Source organism: Arsenicibacter sp. R0_47 (assembly GCF_057652235.1).
The window spans coordinates 331,122-344,774 of record NZ_JBYFCJ010000004.1 but is presented as its reverse complement, the minus strand read 5'-3'; the positions used below and the strand labels follow the sequence as shown (position 1 = coordinate 344,774).

Below are 13,653 nucleotides of genomic sequence, written 5' to 3'. Positions count from 1 at the left end.
ATCCCTATTTAGTTTTAGCAGAGGCAATTTTAACGGCTTCACGGATCCGGTGATAGGTACCGCAACGGCAGATATTACCGCTCATGGTGGCGTCAATTTCTTCCGTAGTTGGTTTCGGCGTGCGTTTTAAGAGTGCCGCTGCCGTCATGATCTGACCGGCCTGGCAGTATCCGCACTGCGGGACATCGACTTCGTCCCAGGCCTGCTGTACCGGATGGTCCCCGTTTTTGGACAGACCTTCGATCGTGGTAATCTTTGCGCTGGTAACCGATGAAACGGGCAGGACGCAGGAACGTGTGGCTTCGCCGTTGACATGTACCGTGCAGGCACCGCACATGGCTATCCCGCAACCATACTTTGTACCGACCAGACCCAGGTTATCACGGAGTACCCACAGGAGCGGGGTGTCCGGATCAGCTTCGGTCTGAACGGTTTTACCATTGATTTGAAGTTTGTAAAGGGCCATTGAAATGTACTATTGAAACAGGTTTGTTTGCTAAATTACAAAAAATGGAGAATTAAATTTGCCGTTGTCCGCCAAAACTGCACTAACTAAATAAGGAGTAAGCCGGATAGTCCGGCCAAAATCCGGTCAGGTAAGCCCGCCGGAGGGGATAACCCGCCGGAGACGGGTTTGCAGGCTCAGGCTCCGAACGTCCAGTTCCTGTTCAATCCGCCGGATCGATTCTTCGCTATAGGTCCCGTTCTTATGCCATTTTATGATCTGGTCCCGCTGATGCCGGATGATCTTTGCCTCACTTTCCATGTATTCATTAAAGGCCGACGGCATGTTTTTAAGCCGGTGCAGCGTTGGATTTTCGTCCATCCGCATTACACCGTTCAGGTAATTGATCTGTTGTTCAAACCGCTCCTTCAGCTCTGCCAGAACGGTATCATCCAGGGTAAGCGACAGTTCACTTTCAATAAAGGTAATGGAGCTGACGAGCAGGGCAAGCCGCATGCTTCGTTCTTCCTTTTCCTCTTCTTCTTTTGGTTCAAACACGTTTAGCCGTTTAATAAAGACCGGCAGGGTCAGGCTCTGGAGAACGAGCGTAACCACAATGACCATAAACGTAATGAACAGGATTTCGCTCCGGTACGGAAAAGCCTGCCCTGACCGGAGTTTATACGGGATGGAGAGAGCCGTGGCCAGCGAAACAACCCCGCGCATGCCCGCCCAGGACGTGATAAACAGTTCATTGCGGGTAAACTGCCGGATGGATCCCTCGCGTTTTTTGCGCGTTTTAAAAAAAGAGAAGAGATAGGTTACCGGAAATACCCAGACAATCCGGGTAAGAATGGCTACCAGACTGATCAGCAAGCCGTACCCGATAAGCCGGGGCAGCTCGTCCTGTTCGAGGCCGTTGACAATAAACGGCAGCTCGGTACCGATCAGGATAAAGACAAAGCCGGTAAGCAGGAAAATAAGGATGTTCCAGAAGCCGTTGATCTGCATGCGGGTCTGAAACGAATAGATTTCGTACGAATGCCAGGCCATATACAGCCCTGCCGATACTACGGCCAGTACGCCCGAGGTGCCAAAGTGTTCGGCAAGCAGGTAGGCGATAAACGGCAGCAGGAGCGACAGGGTAGTGGCAACGGTAGAGTTGTCGAGTTGGTTATGAATCAGCCGGAAGATAACCCCCAGCAGGATGCCGGTCAGAACACCGCCCCCGGCAACGACGACAAACTGTAGTCCGGCTTCCCACAGTACAAAACTGCCGCTGAGGACGGTAGCGATGGCAAAGCGGTAGGCAATCAGCGCCGACGCATCGTTTACCAGACTTTCGCCCTCCAGAATGGCAATGATCCGTTTGGGTAGTCCGAGGCCGCGGGTAACGCTGGTAGCGGCAACTGCATCGGGCGGGGAGATCACCGCCCCGAGTACAAACGACAGCGGCCAGCTGAAATCTGGAATCGTGTAATGGGCCACAACAGCCACGGCCGTGGTCGTGAAAAAAACCAGCCCGATGGCGAGCAGGCTGATGGGCTGGCTGAATTTTCTGAACTCGTGCCACGAAATCGTACCGGATGCTTCGTAGAGCAGCGGCGGCAGAAAAATCAGAAAGGCCACGTCAGGCTTTAGTTCAACGTTCGGCAGACTCGGGACGAATCCGATAATGAGTCCGGCGGCGATGAGCAGAATGGTATACGGTATTTTCAGCCGTTGCGTCAGTAACGTCAGGCCGGACAGTACTGCCATCAGCAGCAGTACGGTTTCTATGTTATTCATGCCAGGTGGATTAGTTCGCAGAAACCGGGGTAACCGTTCCGGATGAGGGCGACAGTAACAGTGACCGTACCAGTTCAGCGTGTGAATTGGTGATTAAATGACCTGCTTCAGGCAAAAAAATAAAATTGGCCGGTTTCCCTTCCAGCACACATTTGGCAAAATCGAAATTGCAGGCGTTAATAATCCAGTCACGGCCTCCCTGCATCACCGTGACCGGTGCCTGAATCTGCTGCCAGCCCGGTAACAGTTTCCGGAGCTCCCCCGCATGGGTAAACTTTTCATGGGTAGCAATGTTAAGCGGTCGGGGCAAAAAAGCCTGAATCAGCGGGAATTTCCCCCATTTGGAGAACCAGTAAAACTTTTCGGCATCCGGGTCAATCGCCGGCGAGATCAGATACAGCTGACTGATTTGTGCCGGATAATCTGCCGCCAGTTTTGCCGCAATGGGGGCACCATACGACCGGCCTAATACGGTAGCCGGTTTGCCGGAATGGTTTAACCGGAGTGCCTGCACAATAGTAGTTACCTGTCGCTCAAGGGTATACTGCTGCCGCCGCTTCTGCCACCGGCCGCTGATCCGTGACTTATGATAGCCGGGCCGGTCAATACTAATAACGTGGTAGTTTTTCGTCAGCAGCGTATCGTCCAGCATGCGTATGTAGCCGTACCAGGCACCGGGTGCGCCGTGGATCAATAACAGCGGCGGCAGGGTATCGGCACCAGTGCTGGCAACAAACAGCCGGGTCGAATCGGTCTCGATGGTATAAAACAACGGTTTATCACGGCGACCCGCATAATGCGCCTGAATTTCCCGTTCTGTCATGGTAAACCGGCCAAAGCAGCCCATGTTTAGTACACTCAGTAAGAGGAAAATCAGATGCATTCGTTTCATGCCTTTTTTGATCGGTTTTCAGAATAACGTCAGTTGACGCTGATTCTGTTCATGCTCCAGCAGCCATTTTTTGCGCCACAAGCCACCGGCATAGCCGACCAGTTTCCCGTCTGACCCGATAATGCGGTGACAGGGCACCACAATCCAGAGGGGATTCCGTCCGTTTGCGGCGGCCACCGCGCGGATAGCTTTCTCGTCGCCCAGTTCACGCGCCAGGCTCAGGTAAGAACGGGTTTGCCCGTACGGAACCGTTAGCAAAAGCTGCCAGACACGTTGCTGGAAAGCTGTCCCCTGCGGGTTCATCAGAAACGTAAATGTCTGTTGCTGACCGGCAAAATAGGCCTGTAGCTGGGCAGCGGCTTCCTGAACCGGTACGGGTAGTGTCTCATCGGGTGCAGGCAGGCTGTCTGCGGCTTCCCGGCAGGAAACAGCAGTAACGCCCTGCGCATCACCGGCAATCCGGACGATGCCGAGCGGGGAGGGAAACGCCGTCAGAAAAGCCGGTGTCTGTGTCACTGGAAATGGGTATTTACAACGTCTTCCAGGAGTTTTCTGGTCAACGGTTTGCTTTTAAAGCTGTCAACGATGCCATAGGACATGGCGCGTTTGTGATCATCCGGATTCAGCGATGTCGTCAGCATCATCAGCACCACCTTGGCTTTCTGTTCTTTCGGTAACTTATCGTATTCCCCCAGAAATTCAAACCCGTTCATGCCCGGCATATTGATATCCAGCAGGATAATATCGGGCCGGATATACCCGGGATGGTGAATGCCGGTGAGGTAGTTTAAGGCCTGAATTCCGTTTTCTGACACTCTGATCTGTTCGCAAAGGCCTGAATCCCGGATAACGATCTGGTGCAGGAAATTGTCATCAGGATCGTCATCAATTAACAGAATACAGTGAATCGGACTGGGCATAATGCTTCAGGGTTTTAATTACTTTAGGTAGTACAACGTAAAAAGTGGAACCTTCACCAACCGTGCTGTCAAGCCAGATACGGCCACCGTAAATTTCAGCTACCTTTTTACAGGTGGCCAGTCCGATGCCGGTACCGGGAAATTCATTCCGCCCGTGCAGGCGCTGAAAAAGCTGAAAAATCCGGTCATAATACCGGGCATCAATACCGATGCCGTTATCGCTGATCCGGATCTGCCAGACATCACCCAGATCGTCGGACTGAACCGATACAACGGGGGCTACGCCGGCGCGGCGGTATTTTATACTGTTTGATACCAGATTGAGAAATAATTGTTTCAGATCAGTCCGGTGCGCTTCGATCGTTGGCAGTACCCCGATTGTCACCGTAGCGCCGGCATCCCGGATATCTTCCTGCTGTTCTTCTTTAATTTCGTCAAGCAGCTTGTTGAGGTCAACCGGCACAAAATCAGCCGTATTGCCGATACGCGAAAATTCCAGAAGATCATTGATCAGCACCCGCATCCGGCCGGACGCGGCCGAAGTGACTTCCAGCAGTTTACGGGCATCCGGTGAGAGTTCGTGGCCGTGTTTAAGGTCCAGCAGGGCCATGTAGTTTTCGATCGTGCGCAAGGGCGACTGCAGGTCATGGGAGGCCACATAGGCAAACTGCTGCAGCTCTTCATTGGACCGGGACAGTTCCTGTACGGCGCGTTGGCGGTAATTCAGCTCGCGCTCATATTCTTCCGAGGTCCGTAAGCCCAGTGCCTGATCAAAATATTTAATGAGTGCAGTAACGGTAGCAATGGAAATGAGTCCCGTCAGAAAGCGGATCAGCGCATTAAAGCGGTAAGCCGGCCACCAGAACATGGTCGCGTCTATCAGGTGCGTTAGTCCGCAAAGCAGAATAAACGCTCCGAAGAGCCAGAAAACACTACGGAGGGGAATTCCCTGTTTGACGATGATAAACCGGATCAGAATCAGCGGAATAGCCATGTAGGCGCCCCAGATCGACAAATCAGAGGCGATGTACAGCCAGCCGTGAAAATCAGTCCAGTTGCCGCAATACCACCGGGGCGGCCAATCATTTGTATCGAGTAGCTTTTGAAAAAACTCAATTACCGGGTTCATACCGTCGGGTTGTAAAACGCTTTTTATCTGATCAAAACAGACAAATATCGACAATATAAGTTTACTTTAGACTTATTAGTATAACTATTAACGTGTAGCCGGCAACTTAGTTAGCACAGGCAGGTCTCAGAGTAACGTATATTGCCTGGCTGGTTTACAAGTCAGTTGTATGAACTATATATCGTTGTTTGTTATAACTCTGCGCAGGGTCGATTGTTTGCCGTCACTGGTCGCCAGATAAAGATAGCCGTCCGGCCCGAATAACAGTTTACCACCACTGTAGTTGGCAACCGGAATGGCCAGCCGCATCAGAATGACCTCACTGTCGGGGTCGGCTTCAGACGAAGAAGTGGCCGTAAACCGGCTGATGATGGTTTCGGACGGATTATCTCTGGTATAGTTCACGTAGAAATAACCGTTTGAGGCAAACGCAGGATCAAACGCTAGACTGATCAGACCGCGGTGTACTCCGGTGGAAACGCGGGAACGAATGTCCAGAAACGTTTTTGCCGACGACGGACTGGCATCTTTTTCGAAGACCTGAATCCGGCCGGGCTGTTCGACCACAAAGACACGATTGCTGCCGTCGTTCGCCGGTGTAAAATCGACGGGGAGCGGGAAGGTTAATGCAGGTGCTACATTAGCCACATTGACGAAACTACCTGCTGATGCCTGAACCACCGACGTTGTTTCCTGACTGTCCGTGTTGCATGCAACCGAGATAAGCCATGAAAAACCGGCCGTCGCTGCCAGTGAAAAAAACAGGGTTATTATTGCTTTACCAAACATGATTCTGTTATTTACAACGATAATCAACTGCAAATTCGGCGCCATTCCGGCCGTTGGAACTTATTGGCCCTGTTTTTGTTGGCTAATAGCAGATTATCCCGTACCAGGCACGAAACCGTGGTATACCGAATTGTTGTAAGGTTTCCCCGGAATGGGGAATTGAATACGCTGAATATATGATCTCTACGGATGCTTTGACGGCTTTTTTTGATCAGTTAGCCACTCAGGGGGAACAGTTTCGTTTCCGGTTACCGTCCCGTCCTGATGCCGGACGGTTTATTGATCAGCTGTTGCGGCTGCTCTTTCCGATTACGCAGGATTGCCAGTCGGTTTCGGTAGATGTTCAGCGGACCTATGATAAACTGACTGATCAGCTGCAATGCCTGCTTCGGCCGTTACAGTCACAGCTGGCCCAATCACCGGAGTTGATTTCCAACCGTTTTTTTGCGCGGTTACCGGCTATTTATTCGATGCTGCAATCGGATGCCAGAGCGATTGCCGAGAATGATCCGGCTGCCAACGGCATTGAGGAAGTGGTATCGGTCTATCCCGGTTTTTTTGCCATTGCGGTATACCGGGTTGCCCACGAACTGATGTCGCTTGATGTGCCTTTATTGCCCCGGATGCTGACGGAATATGCGCATAGCCATACCGGTATCGACATTCACCCCGGCGCAAGAATCGGCCCGTCGTTTTTTATCGATCATGGTACGGGCGTTGTTATCGGAGAGACAACGATTATCGGGCAGAACGTAAAGATTTATCAGGGTGTAACCCTCGGAGCTACGCATGTCGCCAAAAACATGGCGCAGAAGAAACGTCATCCGACGATTGAGAATAATGTGGTCATTTACGCCAACGCCACCATTCTGGGCGGTAAAACGGTGGTAGGGCATGACTCAATAATCGGCGGTAACGTCTGGTTAACGCACAGCGTCGATCCCCACTCACTGGTGTATCACCAGAGCGAAATTCAGGTACGGCCGGTGAACAGCGAAGGGTAAATACAGGGACTGGTTTACCCTTCGCTGACGGTTACCGCAGGTTGCGGATAAACCGCCGTAAGGTATCTCTGTATATTAGTTCTGACTGGTCAACCGGTTGTTGATCTTTCAGAATCATCGACATGGTAATCAGTCCGTGTGAAATCGACCACCACTCGAAGTAAAGTTTCTGTATGCTTTCCCGTGATTTCGGGATAAAGGAAAAAATAGTTTCACGCACCAGGCCGGCCATATCTTCCAGGTCCTTCGATCCGCAGATGGACACCTGACAAAAAGCCCCGTTCAGGTTATACATGACCTGATAGGTTTCGGGCTGCTCAAAGGCAAATTTCCATTGAATCAGTGAAATTTCGTACAAGCGCTTTTCCGGATCGCGGTAAAGTTTCATGATCCGGTTATATTCTTCCCGCAGAAAGCGGAAACCTTCCGTGCGTATTTCGTTTAAGAGGATATCCTTACTGTCAAAATATTCATAAACGATCGGAGCACTGTAATCAATAGCATCAGCTATTTTACGAATCGAAACAGCTTGCCATCCTTCCCTACGGGCAATATCCTTTGCCGTGAAAACGATGCCCTGTCGCGTCTGCTCCCGGGTACGTTGTTTGCGTTCAATAACTTCCATTTATGGGTCAAATAGTAGTTAACAGTGTTAAATTCATTGAAAACTAACGAATTAATGGAAGAAAGCCCACTCGTAACGTGAAAATTCCTGGAAAATTTTAATTCAGGTGGTAAATAATGTAATAAACCGGCTAATTAAAGTGTTCAAATCAATTCATGATAGACTAAGCCGTACTGAGGAAATAGTAACATGATAGAGCTTACTCTTCCGGCTTGGAAAAAAGGAGCCAGGCTGCTTCATCGCCAACGGCAAAAGGCTGTCCGTCAACCGTTCCATAGCAATCAATCAGTTCCAGACCTGCCTGAGCCGCCAGCCGGCCGATCTCAGCAATAGAATAAATGTAATATTCGGCCGTTCTGTTTTCAACCTCCGCCTGCCCTGCATCCAGTGACTGAATATAGGTTAACCGCGCATCAATCCGGCCGGTCAGTGCGTCAAAGGACTGCTCACTGAGAAAAGTAATGTCATCGCCGATACTCATCCAGCTACGTTCCTGAAAATCCGGCAGGATAACTTCGGCAACCATACTGGAGTGTGCCAGAAACAATCCTCCCGGCCGGAGTAAGCCTTCTACCTTTTGTAGAAAGCGGAGCATATCTTCAACCGGAAAAAAGCTGAAGGAATTGCCCATACAGTAGGCCGCATGATAGGTGCCGGGAATGGCCGTTTCCAGAAAATCGCCTTCAATGGCTTCCATAGGAAGGTTTTCGTGCGTAATGGTCTGCTGCAGTTCGGCAATGTATTCGGGCGAAATATCAACGCCGGTTACCCATGCACCCATCCGGGCAAGCGGGACTGAATGCCGGCCGTACCCGCAAAAAATATCCAGAATCCGGTCGCCGGGACCAAAGTCCAGATTTTCAACAAGGAGTTCAAGGTCAAGCTGGGTCTGTTCATTAGACTGTGCGGCCTTCCAGGCTACCTGTGGCAAACCGGTAAAGAATGTATGATACCAGGCGGTCATGTGTCTATACTGTTTAAATCCGGAGGGTTGTCCGGGTAACGGCCCTCCGGATATGAAAATTAGTTTAATGGCGCTAATGTAGCCTGAATGGCCGCAAAATCTGGTACTGAACCGGCATTTTCCAGTACCTCCGCATATTGGATAATTCCGTTACTGTCGACCACAAATGCCGAGCGTTTGCTGACCCCTTTCATATTCATAACAAACGTCTCGTATAACGATCCGTAGGCGGCTGATACGTCTTTATTAAAGTCCGAAAGCAGATCAAACGGCAGATTCTGTTCTTCTCTGAATTTAGCAAGGGTAAACGGCGAGTCGACCGAAATGCCCAAAACAACAGCATTCAGGCCCGCATATACGCTGATATTATCCCGCATTTCACAAAGTTCGGCCGTACACACACTGGTAAAGGCTAACGGGAAGAATAAAATGACAACATTTTTTCCTGTATAGTCACTCAGGGAAATTTCTTTCTTTTCTGTGTTAAACAGCTTAAAATCAGGTGCACTTTGTCCGGCTTGAAGCATACGTCAGTACGATTAGGTTTTGTAGGGAAATTACTGAAATTTTTTGAGGTTGAAACCGGTGTGCGATTTACAAAAAAAAGGTGATTTTTGTCTTAATCTTTTATGCCTGACAAGGAGTAAAACGGTGCCTGAAACCACTATTACTCCATATATACTATACTGTTCCGAAGCAATATGAAAACTTACTGGGGTATTGACCTGGGTGGTACCAAAATTGAAGGCGTTGTTTTATCTGCTCCTTCGCCTGACGCAGTTTTAGTCCGTAAACGGGTCGATACTGAAGCTCATCTGGGGTATGAGCATATACTGGGCCAGATCGGAAAGCTGGTAGATATTCTGAAAGCCGAAACGAATTGTGAACCCGAAAAAATCGGTTTTGCGACCCCCGGCACCTTTGATCCCGTAACGAAAACGATGAAGGGCTGCAACACAACGGTGCTCAACGGCATGCCTTTGCCTCAGGAATTGTCAAAGCGGCTGGGGGTGCAGGTTGAGATTGCCAATGATGCGAACTGTTTTGCCCTTGCTGAGGCCACACTAGGTGTTGTGCCTGACGAAGCCCCTGATTTCCGTTGTGTTTTCGGTGTGATTATGGGAACCGGTGTTGGCGGTGGTGTGGTGTTCAGGGGCCTTGACGGCAAAGCGATCGTACTGAACGGTCTCCACGGTATTGGCGGCGAGTGGGGACATAACATTCTCGAAGAAAACGGATATCCGTGTTACTGTGGCAAAAGCGGCTGTGTTGAACAGGTTTTCGCCGGTCCGGCGCTGCAGCGCTACTATAAGGATATCAGCGGTAATGAGTTGAAAATGAAAGATATTGTTGAGCGCCATCTGGCGGGGACAGACCCGTATGCCACGCAGACTATTGAACGGTTACTGGACTATTTTGGGCGGGCGATTTCAACACTCATAAACGTACTTGACCCTGATGCCATCGTGCTGGGCGGGGGAGTCGGCAATGTTGACCTGCTGTACACGGAAGGTGTTGAGCGTATTAAAAAATACATCTTTAATAACGGGATTGTGCATACAAAAATACTGAGGCCGAAGTTAGGCGATAGTGCCGGGGTTTTTGGCGCAGCCATGCTTTAACGTGGTAATCTCTGTTGTGGAAAAGGGACTTCTATCCGGGTCCCTTTTTTTTATGCTTAAGCATAAGTTAACTTAATATGCATATATGTTATGTGATTTTGTGTGTAGTTAACTTATTAACGCAGTAGATTTACGAATATTAAAACCATTCTGCTTATATAGGTTACAAAAAAAACGTATGAATTTCTGTCATATAAAGACCTATATGGCCGAAAAACAAAAACACTTGTCCAAAAAACAAAAAAAGAATCAGGTACAAAATTGTTACTTGCATCACTAATACGGTGAACATCAGGTAATCTATGAAGCTTAATTTATGATAAGACTTTTTACATGAAGCCATCAACAAGAAAATACTGGTTCATCGGGCTGGCTATCTGCACCGGAAGCGTAACCTGCATATGGCAGAACAGCACGGACGACCAGTGTGTCACGGCAGCGCATCCCGGAGAATCCGGTACGCACCGGGATCCGGCCTCGCGGTTTACCAGTAAAGCCCTGCTTGATAACGATACGGCAAGGTTTGAGCCGGTTTCATTTGAGCGGTTCAGGCCACAATAACAACAATCAGATTTAGTACGATATGCTCAACACCTTACCTCAATTAGATAAAACCGCCTATATGCTGAAGGCATTGGCACACCCATTGCGGTTGCAGATTGTGATGCTACTGAGCAGGAATGAAAAAGAGTTAAGTGTAACGACCATTCAGGAACATTTTTCGATTAGTCAATCACTTATTTCACACCATTTAATTAACATGCGGGCAAAAGGAATTCTTGGTTTCCGCCAGCAGGGAAATAACCGCTACTACCGGTTGCGGGAGCCAAGATTTGCCCGATGTGTTGCCTTACTTTTTGATGAACAACTAGCTGAAGCTGAAGTACTCTTCGACTAGGGATAGTCAGCTTGCAAAACCTGTTGACCGCCTTCCGGATATAGCCTCCCGGAAGGCGTTTTTTTGTTACGAAAAGAAGAATACTGGTTTATGGAATTTGTACTTTTCTAAGTCAGGCAAGGTGCCGGTATTGTGCTGCCGCTTCAGCTGTTAAACCGGTTCAGTCTACATTGCCGGACAGCTTAAAAATAACAGGTAAATAAAAGCCTGGCTACCGGGATTAAATTTCACTGCAACTAACATACAAACTATATAGAGCTGATGCTGATTGTGTGCATTAAAACTTAGGAATAGACTGTATTTGTGCATTGTTGATTATAGTTTGTTATCCATACCGACAGTGCGGCTTAAGCAGTTGAAATACGCTGTCAGATGGGACTCTAACCGCTGAATGTGCTATATGATTTCCGGAAAAAGAGTATAAAAACTAACTATTGCACAAAAAAATATACCTGAAAAGGTACTTTCTCATTACAGGCTGTAGATAAAAAACAGAAATACATACGATATGTTTAACTACAGTTAACAAGAAATGGCATACCGTAAATAAATGGCGGACACTGGTTCCGAGAATTAAAAATGATGCTACATTTGATGCTTTATCTGATAGTTCAGTAAACATCAAATTGAATGAACATTCGTAAACATAAATTAACAGCCTTAAGTCTGGTGGCCTATTGCCTTCTACAGTTAACCGCCTGTCAGCCGCAACAGCCTGTGTCGCCGGCAGATGGCGGGCCTCCGCAGCGTGATGCCGCCCTGACGATGGGAGACCCGGGTAAAGGTAGTTCCTCCGCCGCGAACCGACTGCTGATTGAGCGGTCAACCTATACTGTTTCACTCAGCAAGTCGACGGGAATCGCTGAGTGGGCGGCCTGGCATTTGTCTGCTGCCTGGAAAGGAAGTGCAGAACGGTATGCCGGTAGTTTCATTGCCGATGCCAGCCTGCCGTCCGGATATTACATTGCCCGGCATGATGATTATACCAATACGGGTTTCGACCGTGGTCACCTGTGTCCGTCGGATGACAGGGACGGGTCGGCAGAAGACAACCGTTCAACATTTATCCTGACCAATATTGTACCGCAGGCGCCGCAGCACAACCGGCAGGCCTGGCGATTACTGGAAGAATATTCCCGTAGTTTACTGGCTGCGGACAATGAATTGTATATTGTTGCCGGTACGTGGGGAAAAGGAGGAGAGGGTGATAAGGGAACGGCCGATGGGCTTGCCGGCGGAAAGCTGACGGTGCCGGCGGCGTTATGGAAAGTGGTGATGGTATTACCAAACGGTTCGGAGGACCGGCGGCGGGTGTCTGCCAAAACAAGAGTGTTTGCGGTATGGATGCCCAATACTAATGCTGCCGGACAACAAAAATGGACAAATTACCGGGTCAGTGTTGATGAGATCGAAAAAAAGACCGGTCTGGATTTGTTTAACGGATTGAGCACGGACCTTCAGAAAACGCTGGAAAGCAAGGTAGAACAGCAGGCCGTTGAGGCACAGTTTACCGACCCGCTGCCCGTCCGGCTATTTTAGTGAAGGATGGTAAAAACGAGTTCCCGCAGAATTTCCCCTTCCGTCATCGTCGGGGTATCGATCCCTTTCACCTGGGCATCGGCCCGACGGATGCTGTGAATGATATCGGCAACCTTGACCAGCGGAAAGGTACGGGCTGCCTGCAGGTAATCTTTAACGAAAAAGGGGTTAACCCCCAAAAGAGCGCCCACTCCTTTTTCTGACTGGTCTTTCGACGACTGAACCAGAATCACCTTGCTGAAATAACTGAAGAGTTGGGTCAGGATCAGAATCAGGGGGTTGTCCTTCGGGTTCCGCGAGAAATAATCGACAATCCGGTTCGCTTTCACCACATCCCGTTGTAGAAGTGCCTTCTGCAATTCAAAAACATTATATTCCTTACTGATGCCGACCAGCCGTTCCACCGTCGAGGCGCTGATTTCTTCATCGACGCGGAGGTTGAGCATCATCTTTTCAATTTCACCCGCCATCCGTTTGAGGTCATTGCCGATGTGATCGACCAGCAGCTGGCAGGCCTTCGGGCTGACCTTTACTCCCTGCCGGTGGCAGTAGTCCTGTACCCAGTCGACGAGTTTATTTTCGTACAGCTTTTTTGCCGCGAGTAAGACACCTTTGTTGCCGAACGCCTTTACCCAGGATTTTCGTTCATCCAGATTACCTGTGTGGCAGATCATCAGGATGGTGCTGCTGAGGGGATTAAGTGCATAATCCTCCAGCAGTGCAAGACTGTTTTTTTCCTTAAACCCGCCCATATCCTGGGCTTCCTTGACCAGTACCAGTTGCCGGTCAGCCATAAAGGGGTAGCGCCGGGCGTAATTGATGACTGCGCCGATGTCGGTGTCCTTACCAAACAGCACAAACTGGTTAAAGCTTTTTTCGGCAACGGGAACGGCAGTTTTCTCCAGTTGGTCAGCAATCAGTTCGTGGTAGAACGGCTCGTCACCGTGAATAAGGTAAACCGGTGCGAACCGTTTGGCACGGATATCTTTCAGCAGGGTGTCGACAGCAGGAATCAAGGTAGTATCAGTTTTGTGAAAT

General features: G+C 49.4%; 16 protein-coding genes. 5 read left to right on the top strand and 11 right to left on the bottom strand.

From position 1 onward, the window contains the following. Positions 1-4 precede the first annotated feature (4 nt). The 7 genes from AC23NW_RS10150 to AC23NW_RS10120 all read right to left on the bottom strand — a co-directional run bounded on the left by AC23NW_RS10150 (position 5) and on the right by AC23NW_RS10120 (position 5,963). Entirely contained in the window at positions 5-466 is a 462-nt protein-coding gene (locus tag AC23NW_RS10150) for a (2Fe-2S)-binding protein (RefSeq protein WP_293837414.1), read from the bottom strand. Positions 467-592: 126 nt separating this feature from the next. Then, positions 593-2,233, bottom strand: coding sequence for a Na+/H+ antiporter (locus AC23NW_RS10145; protein ID WP_293837415.1), 1,641 nt, complete (start codon positions 2,231-2,233; stop codon positions 593-595). 10 nt (positions 2,234-2,243) lie between these two features. Then, positions 2,244-3,125: an alpha/beta fold hydrolase gene (locus AC23NW_RS10140; RefSeq protein WP_487449253.1), complete on the bottom strand. Its 882-nt coding sequence runs from the start codon at positions 3,123-3,125 to the stop codon at positions 2,244-2,246. Positions 3,126-3,143: 18 nt separating this feature from the next. Continuing rightward, the gene (locus tag AC23NW_RS10135) at positions 3,144-3,641 is read right to left on the bottom strand and encodes a methylated-DNA--[protein]-cysteine S-methyltransferase (RefSeq protein WP_293837417.1); all 498 of its coding nucleotides are present in this window, start codon (positions 3,639-3,641) and stop codon (positions 3,144-3,146) included. Continuing rightward, the gene (locus AC23NW_RS10130; protein ID WP_487449251.1) at positions 3,638-4,045 is read right to left on the bottom strand and encodes a response regulator; all 408 of its coding nucleotides are present in this window, start codon (positions 4,043-4,045) and stop codon (positions 3,638-3,640) included. Before AC23NW_RS10130 ends, AC23NW_RS10135 begins: the two co-directional genes overlap by 4 nt. Then, complete coding sequence (locus AC23NW_RS10125) at positions 4,011-5,174, bottom strand: sensor histidine kinase (RefSeq protein ID WP_487449250.1); 1,164 nt, start codon at positions 5,172-5,174, stop codon at positions 4,011-4,013. Before AC23NW_RS10125 ends, AC23NW_RS10130 begins: the two co-directional genes overlap by 35 nt. 174 nt (positions 5,175-5,348) lie before the next feature. Then, positions 5,349-5,963 carry a PQQ-dependent sugar dehydrogenase gene (locus AC23NW_RS10120; protein WP_487449249.1) on the bottom strand — a complete coding sequence of 205 codons (615 nt, stop codon included), beginning with the start codon at positions 5,961-5,963 and terminating at the stop codon, positions 5,349-5,351. A gap of 176 nt (positions 5,964-6,139) precedes the next feature. Here AC23NW_RS10120 and epsC point away from each other — a divergent pair, with 176 nt between their 5' ends. Next, positions 6,140-6,967 carry a serine O-acetyltransferase EpsC gene (gene epsC / locus AC23NW_RS10115; RefSeq protein ID WP_487449248.1) on the top strand — a complete coding sequence of 276 codons (828 nt, stop codon included), beginning with the start codon at positions 6,140-6,142 and terminating at the stop codon, positions 6,965-6,967. 31 nt (positions 6,968-6,998) lie between these two features. On the opposite strand, the gene AC23NW_RS10110 is transcribed toward epsC, so the two are convergent. The 3 genes from AC23NW_RS10110 to AC23NW_RS10100 all read right to left on the bottom strand — a co-directional run bounded on the left by AC23NW_RS10110 (position 6,999) and on the right by AC23NW_RS10100 (position 9,083). Next, entirely contained in the window at positions 6,999-7,592 is a 594-nt protein-coding gene (locus tag AC23NW_RS10110) for a TetR/AcrR family transcriptional regulator (RefSeq protein WP_487449246.1), read from the bottom strand. 199 nt (positions 7,593-7,791) lie between these two features. Continuing rightward, positions 7,792-8,556 (bottom strand): methyltransferase domain-containing protein, encoded by a 765-nt coding sequence (locus tag AC23NW_RS10105; protein ID WP_293837423.1) that lies wholly within the window; start codon positions 8,554-8,556, stop codon positions 7,792-7,794. 59 nt (positions 8,557-8,615) lie between these two features. Next, positions 8,616-9,083 (bottom strand): redoxin domain-containing protein, encoded by a 468-nt coding sequence (locus tag AC23NW_RS10100; protein ID WP_293837424.1) that lies wholly within the window; start codon positions 9,081-9,083, stop codon positions 8,616-8,618. A 174-nt stretch (positions 9,084-9,257) separates the two neighbouring features. On the opposite strand from AC23NW_RS10100, the gene AC23NW_RS10095 reads away from it, so the two are divergent. The 4 genes from AC23NW_RS10095 to AC23NW_RS10080 all read left to right on the top strand — a co-directional run bounded on the left by AC23NW_RS10095 (position 9,258) and on the right by AC23NW_RS10080 (position 12,615). Beyond that, positions 9,258-10,178 (top strand): ROK family protein, encoded by a 921-nt coding sequence (locus AC23NW_RS10095; protein ID WP_487449244.1) that lies wholly within the window; start codon positions 9,258-9,260, stop codon positions 10,176-10,178. Between the two features lie 333 nt (positions 10,179-10,511). Then, complete coding sequence (locus AC23NW_RS10090; RefSeq protein ID WP_487449242.1) at positions 10,512-10,739, top strand: hypothetical protein; 228 nt, start codon at positions 10,512-10,514, stop codon at positions 10,737-10,739. A gap of 22 nt (positions 10,740-10,761) precedes the next feature. After that, the gene (locus AC23NW_RS10085; protein WP_293837427.1) at positions 10,762-11,076 is read left to right on the top strand and encodes an ArsR/SmtB family transcription factor; all 315 of its coding nucleotides are present in this window, start codon (positions 10,762-10,764) and stop codon (positions 11,074-11,076) included. 630 nt (positions 11,077-11,706) lie between these two features. Further along, entirely contained in the window at positions 11,707-12,615 is a 909-nt protein-coding gene (locus tag AC23NW_RS10080) for a DNA/RNA non-specific endonuclease (RefSeq protein WP_487449240.1), read from the top strand. On the opposite strand, the gene holA is transcribed toward AC23NW_RS10080, so the two are convergent. Further along, positions 12,612-13,631, bottom strand: a complete 1,020-nt coding sequence (gene holA / locus AC23NW_RS10075) for a DNA polymerase III subunit delta (RefSeq protein ID WP_487449238.1) — start codon at positions 13,629-13,631, stop codon at positions 12,612-12,614. The genes AC23NW_RS10080 and holA overlap by 4 nt on opposite strands. Positions 13,632-13,653 lie beyond the last annotated feature (22 nt).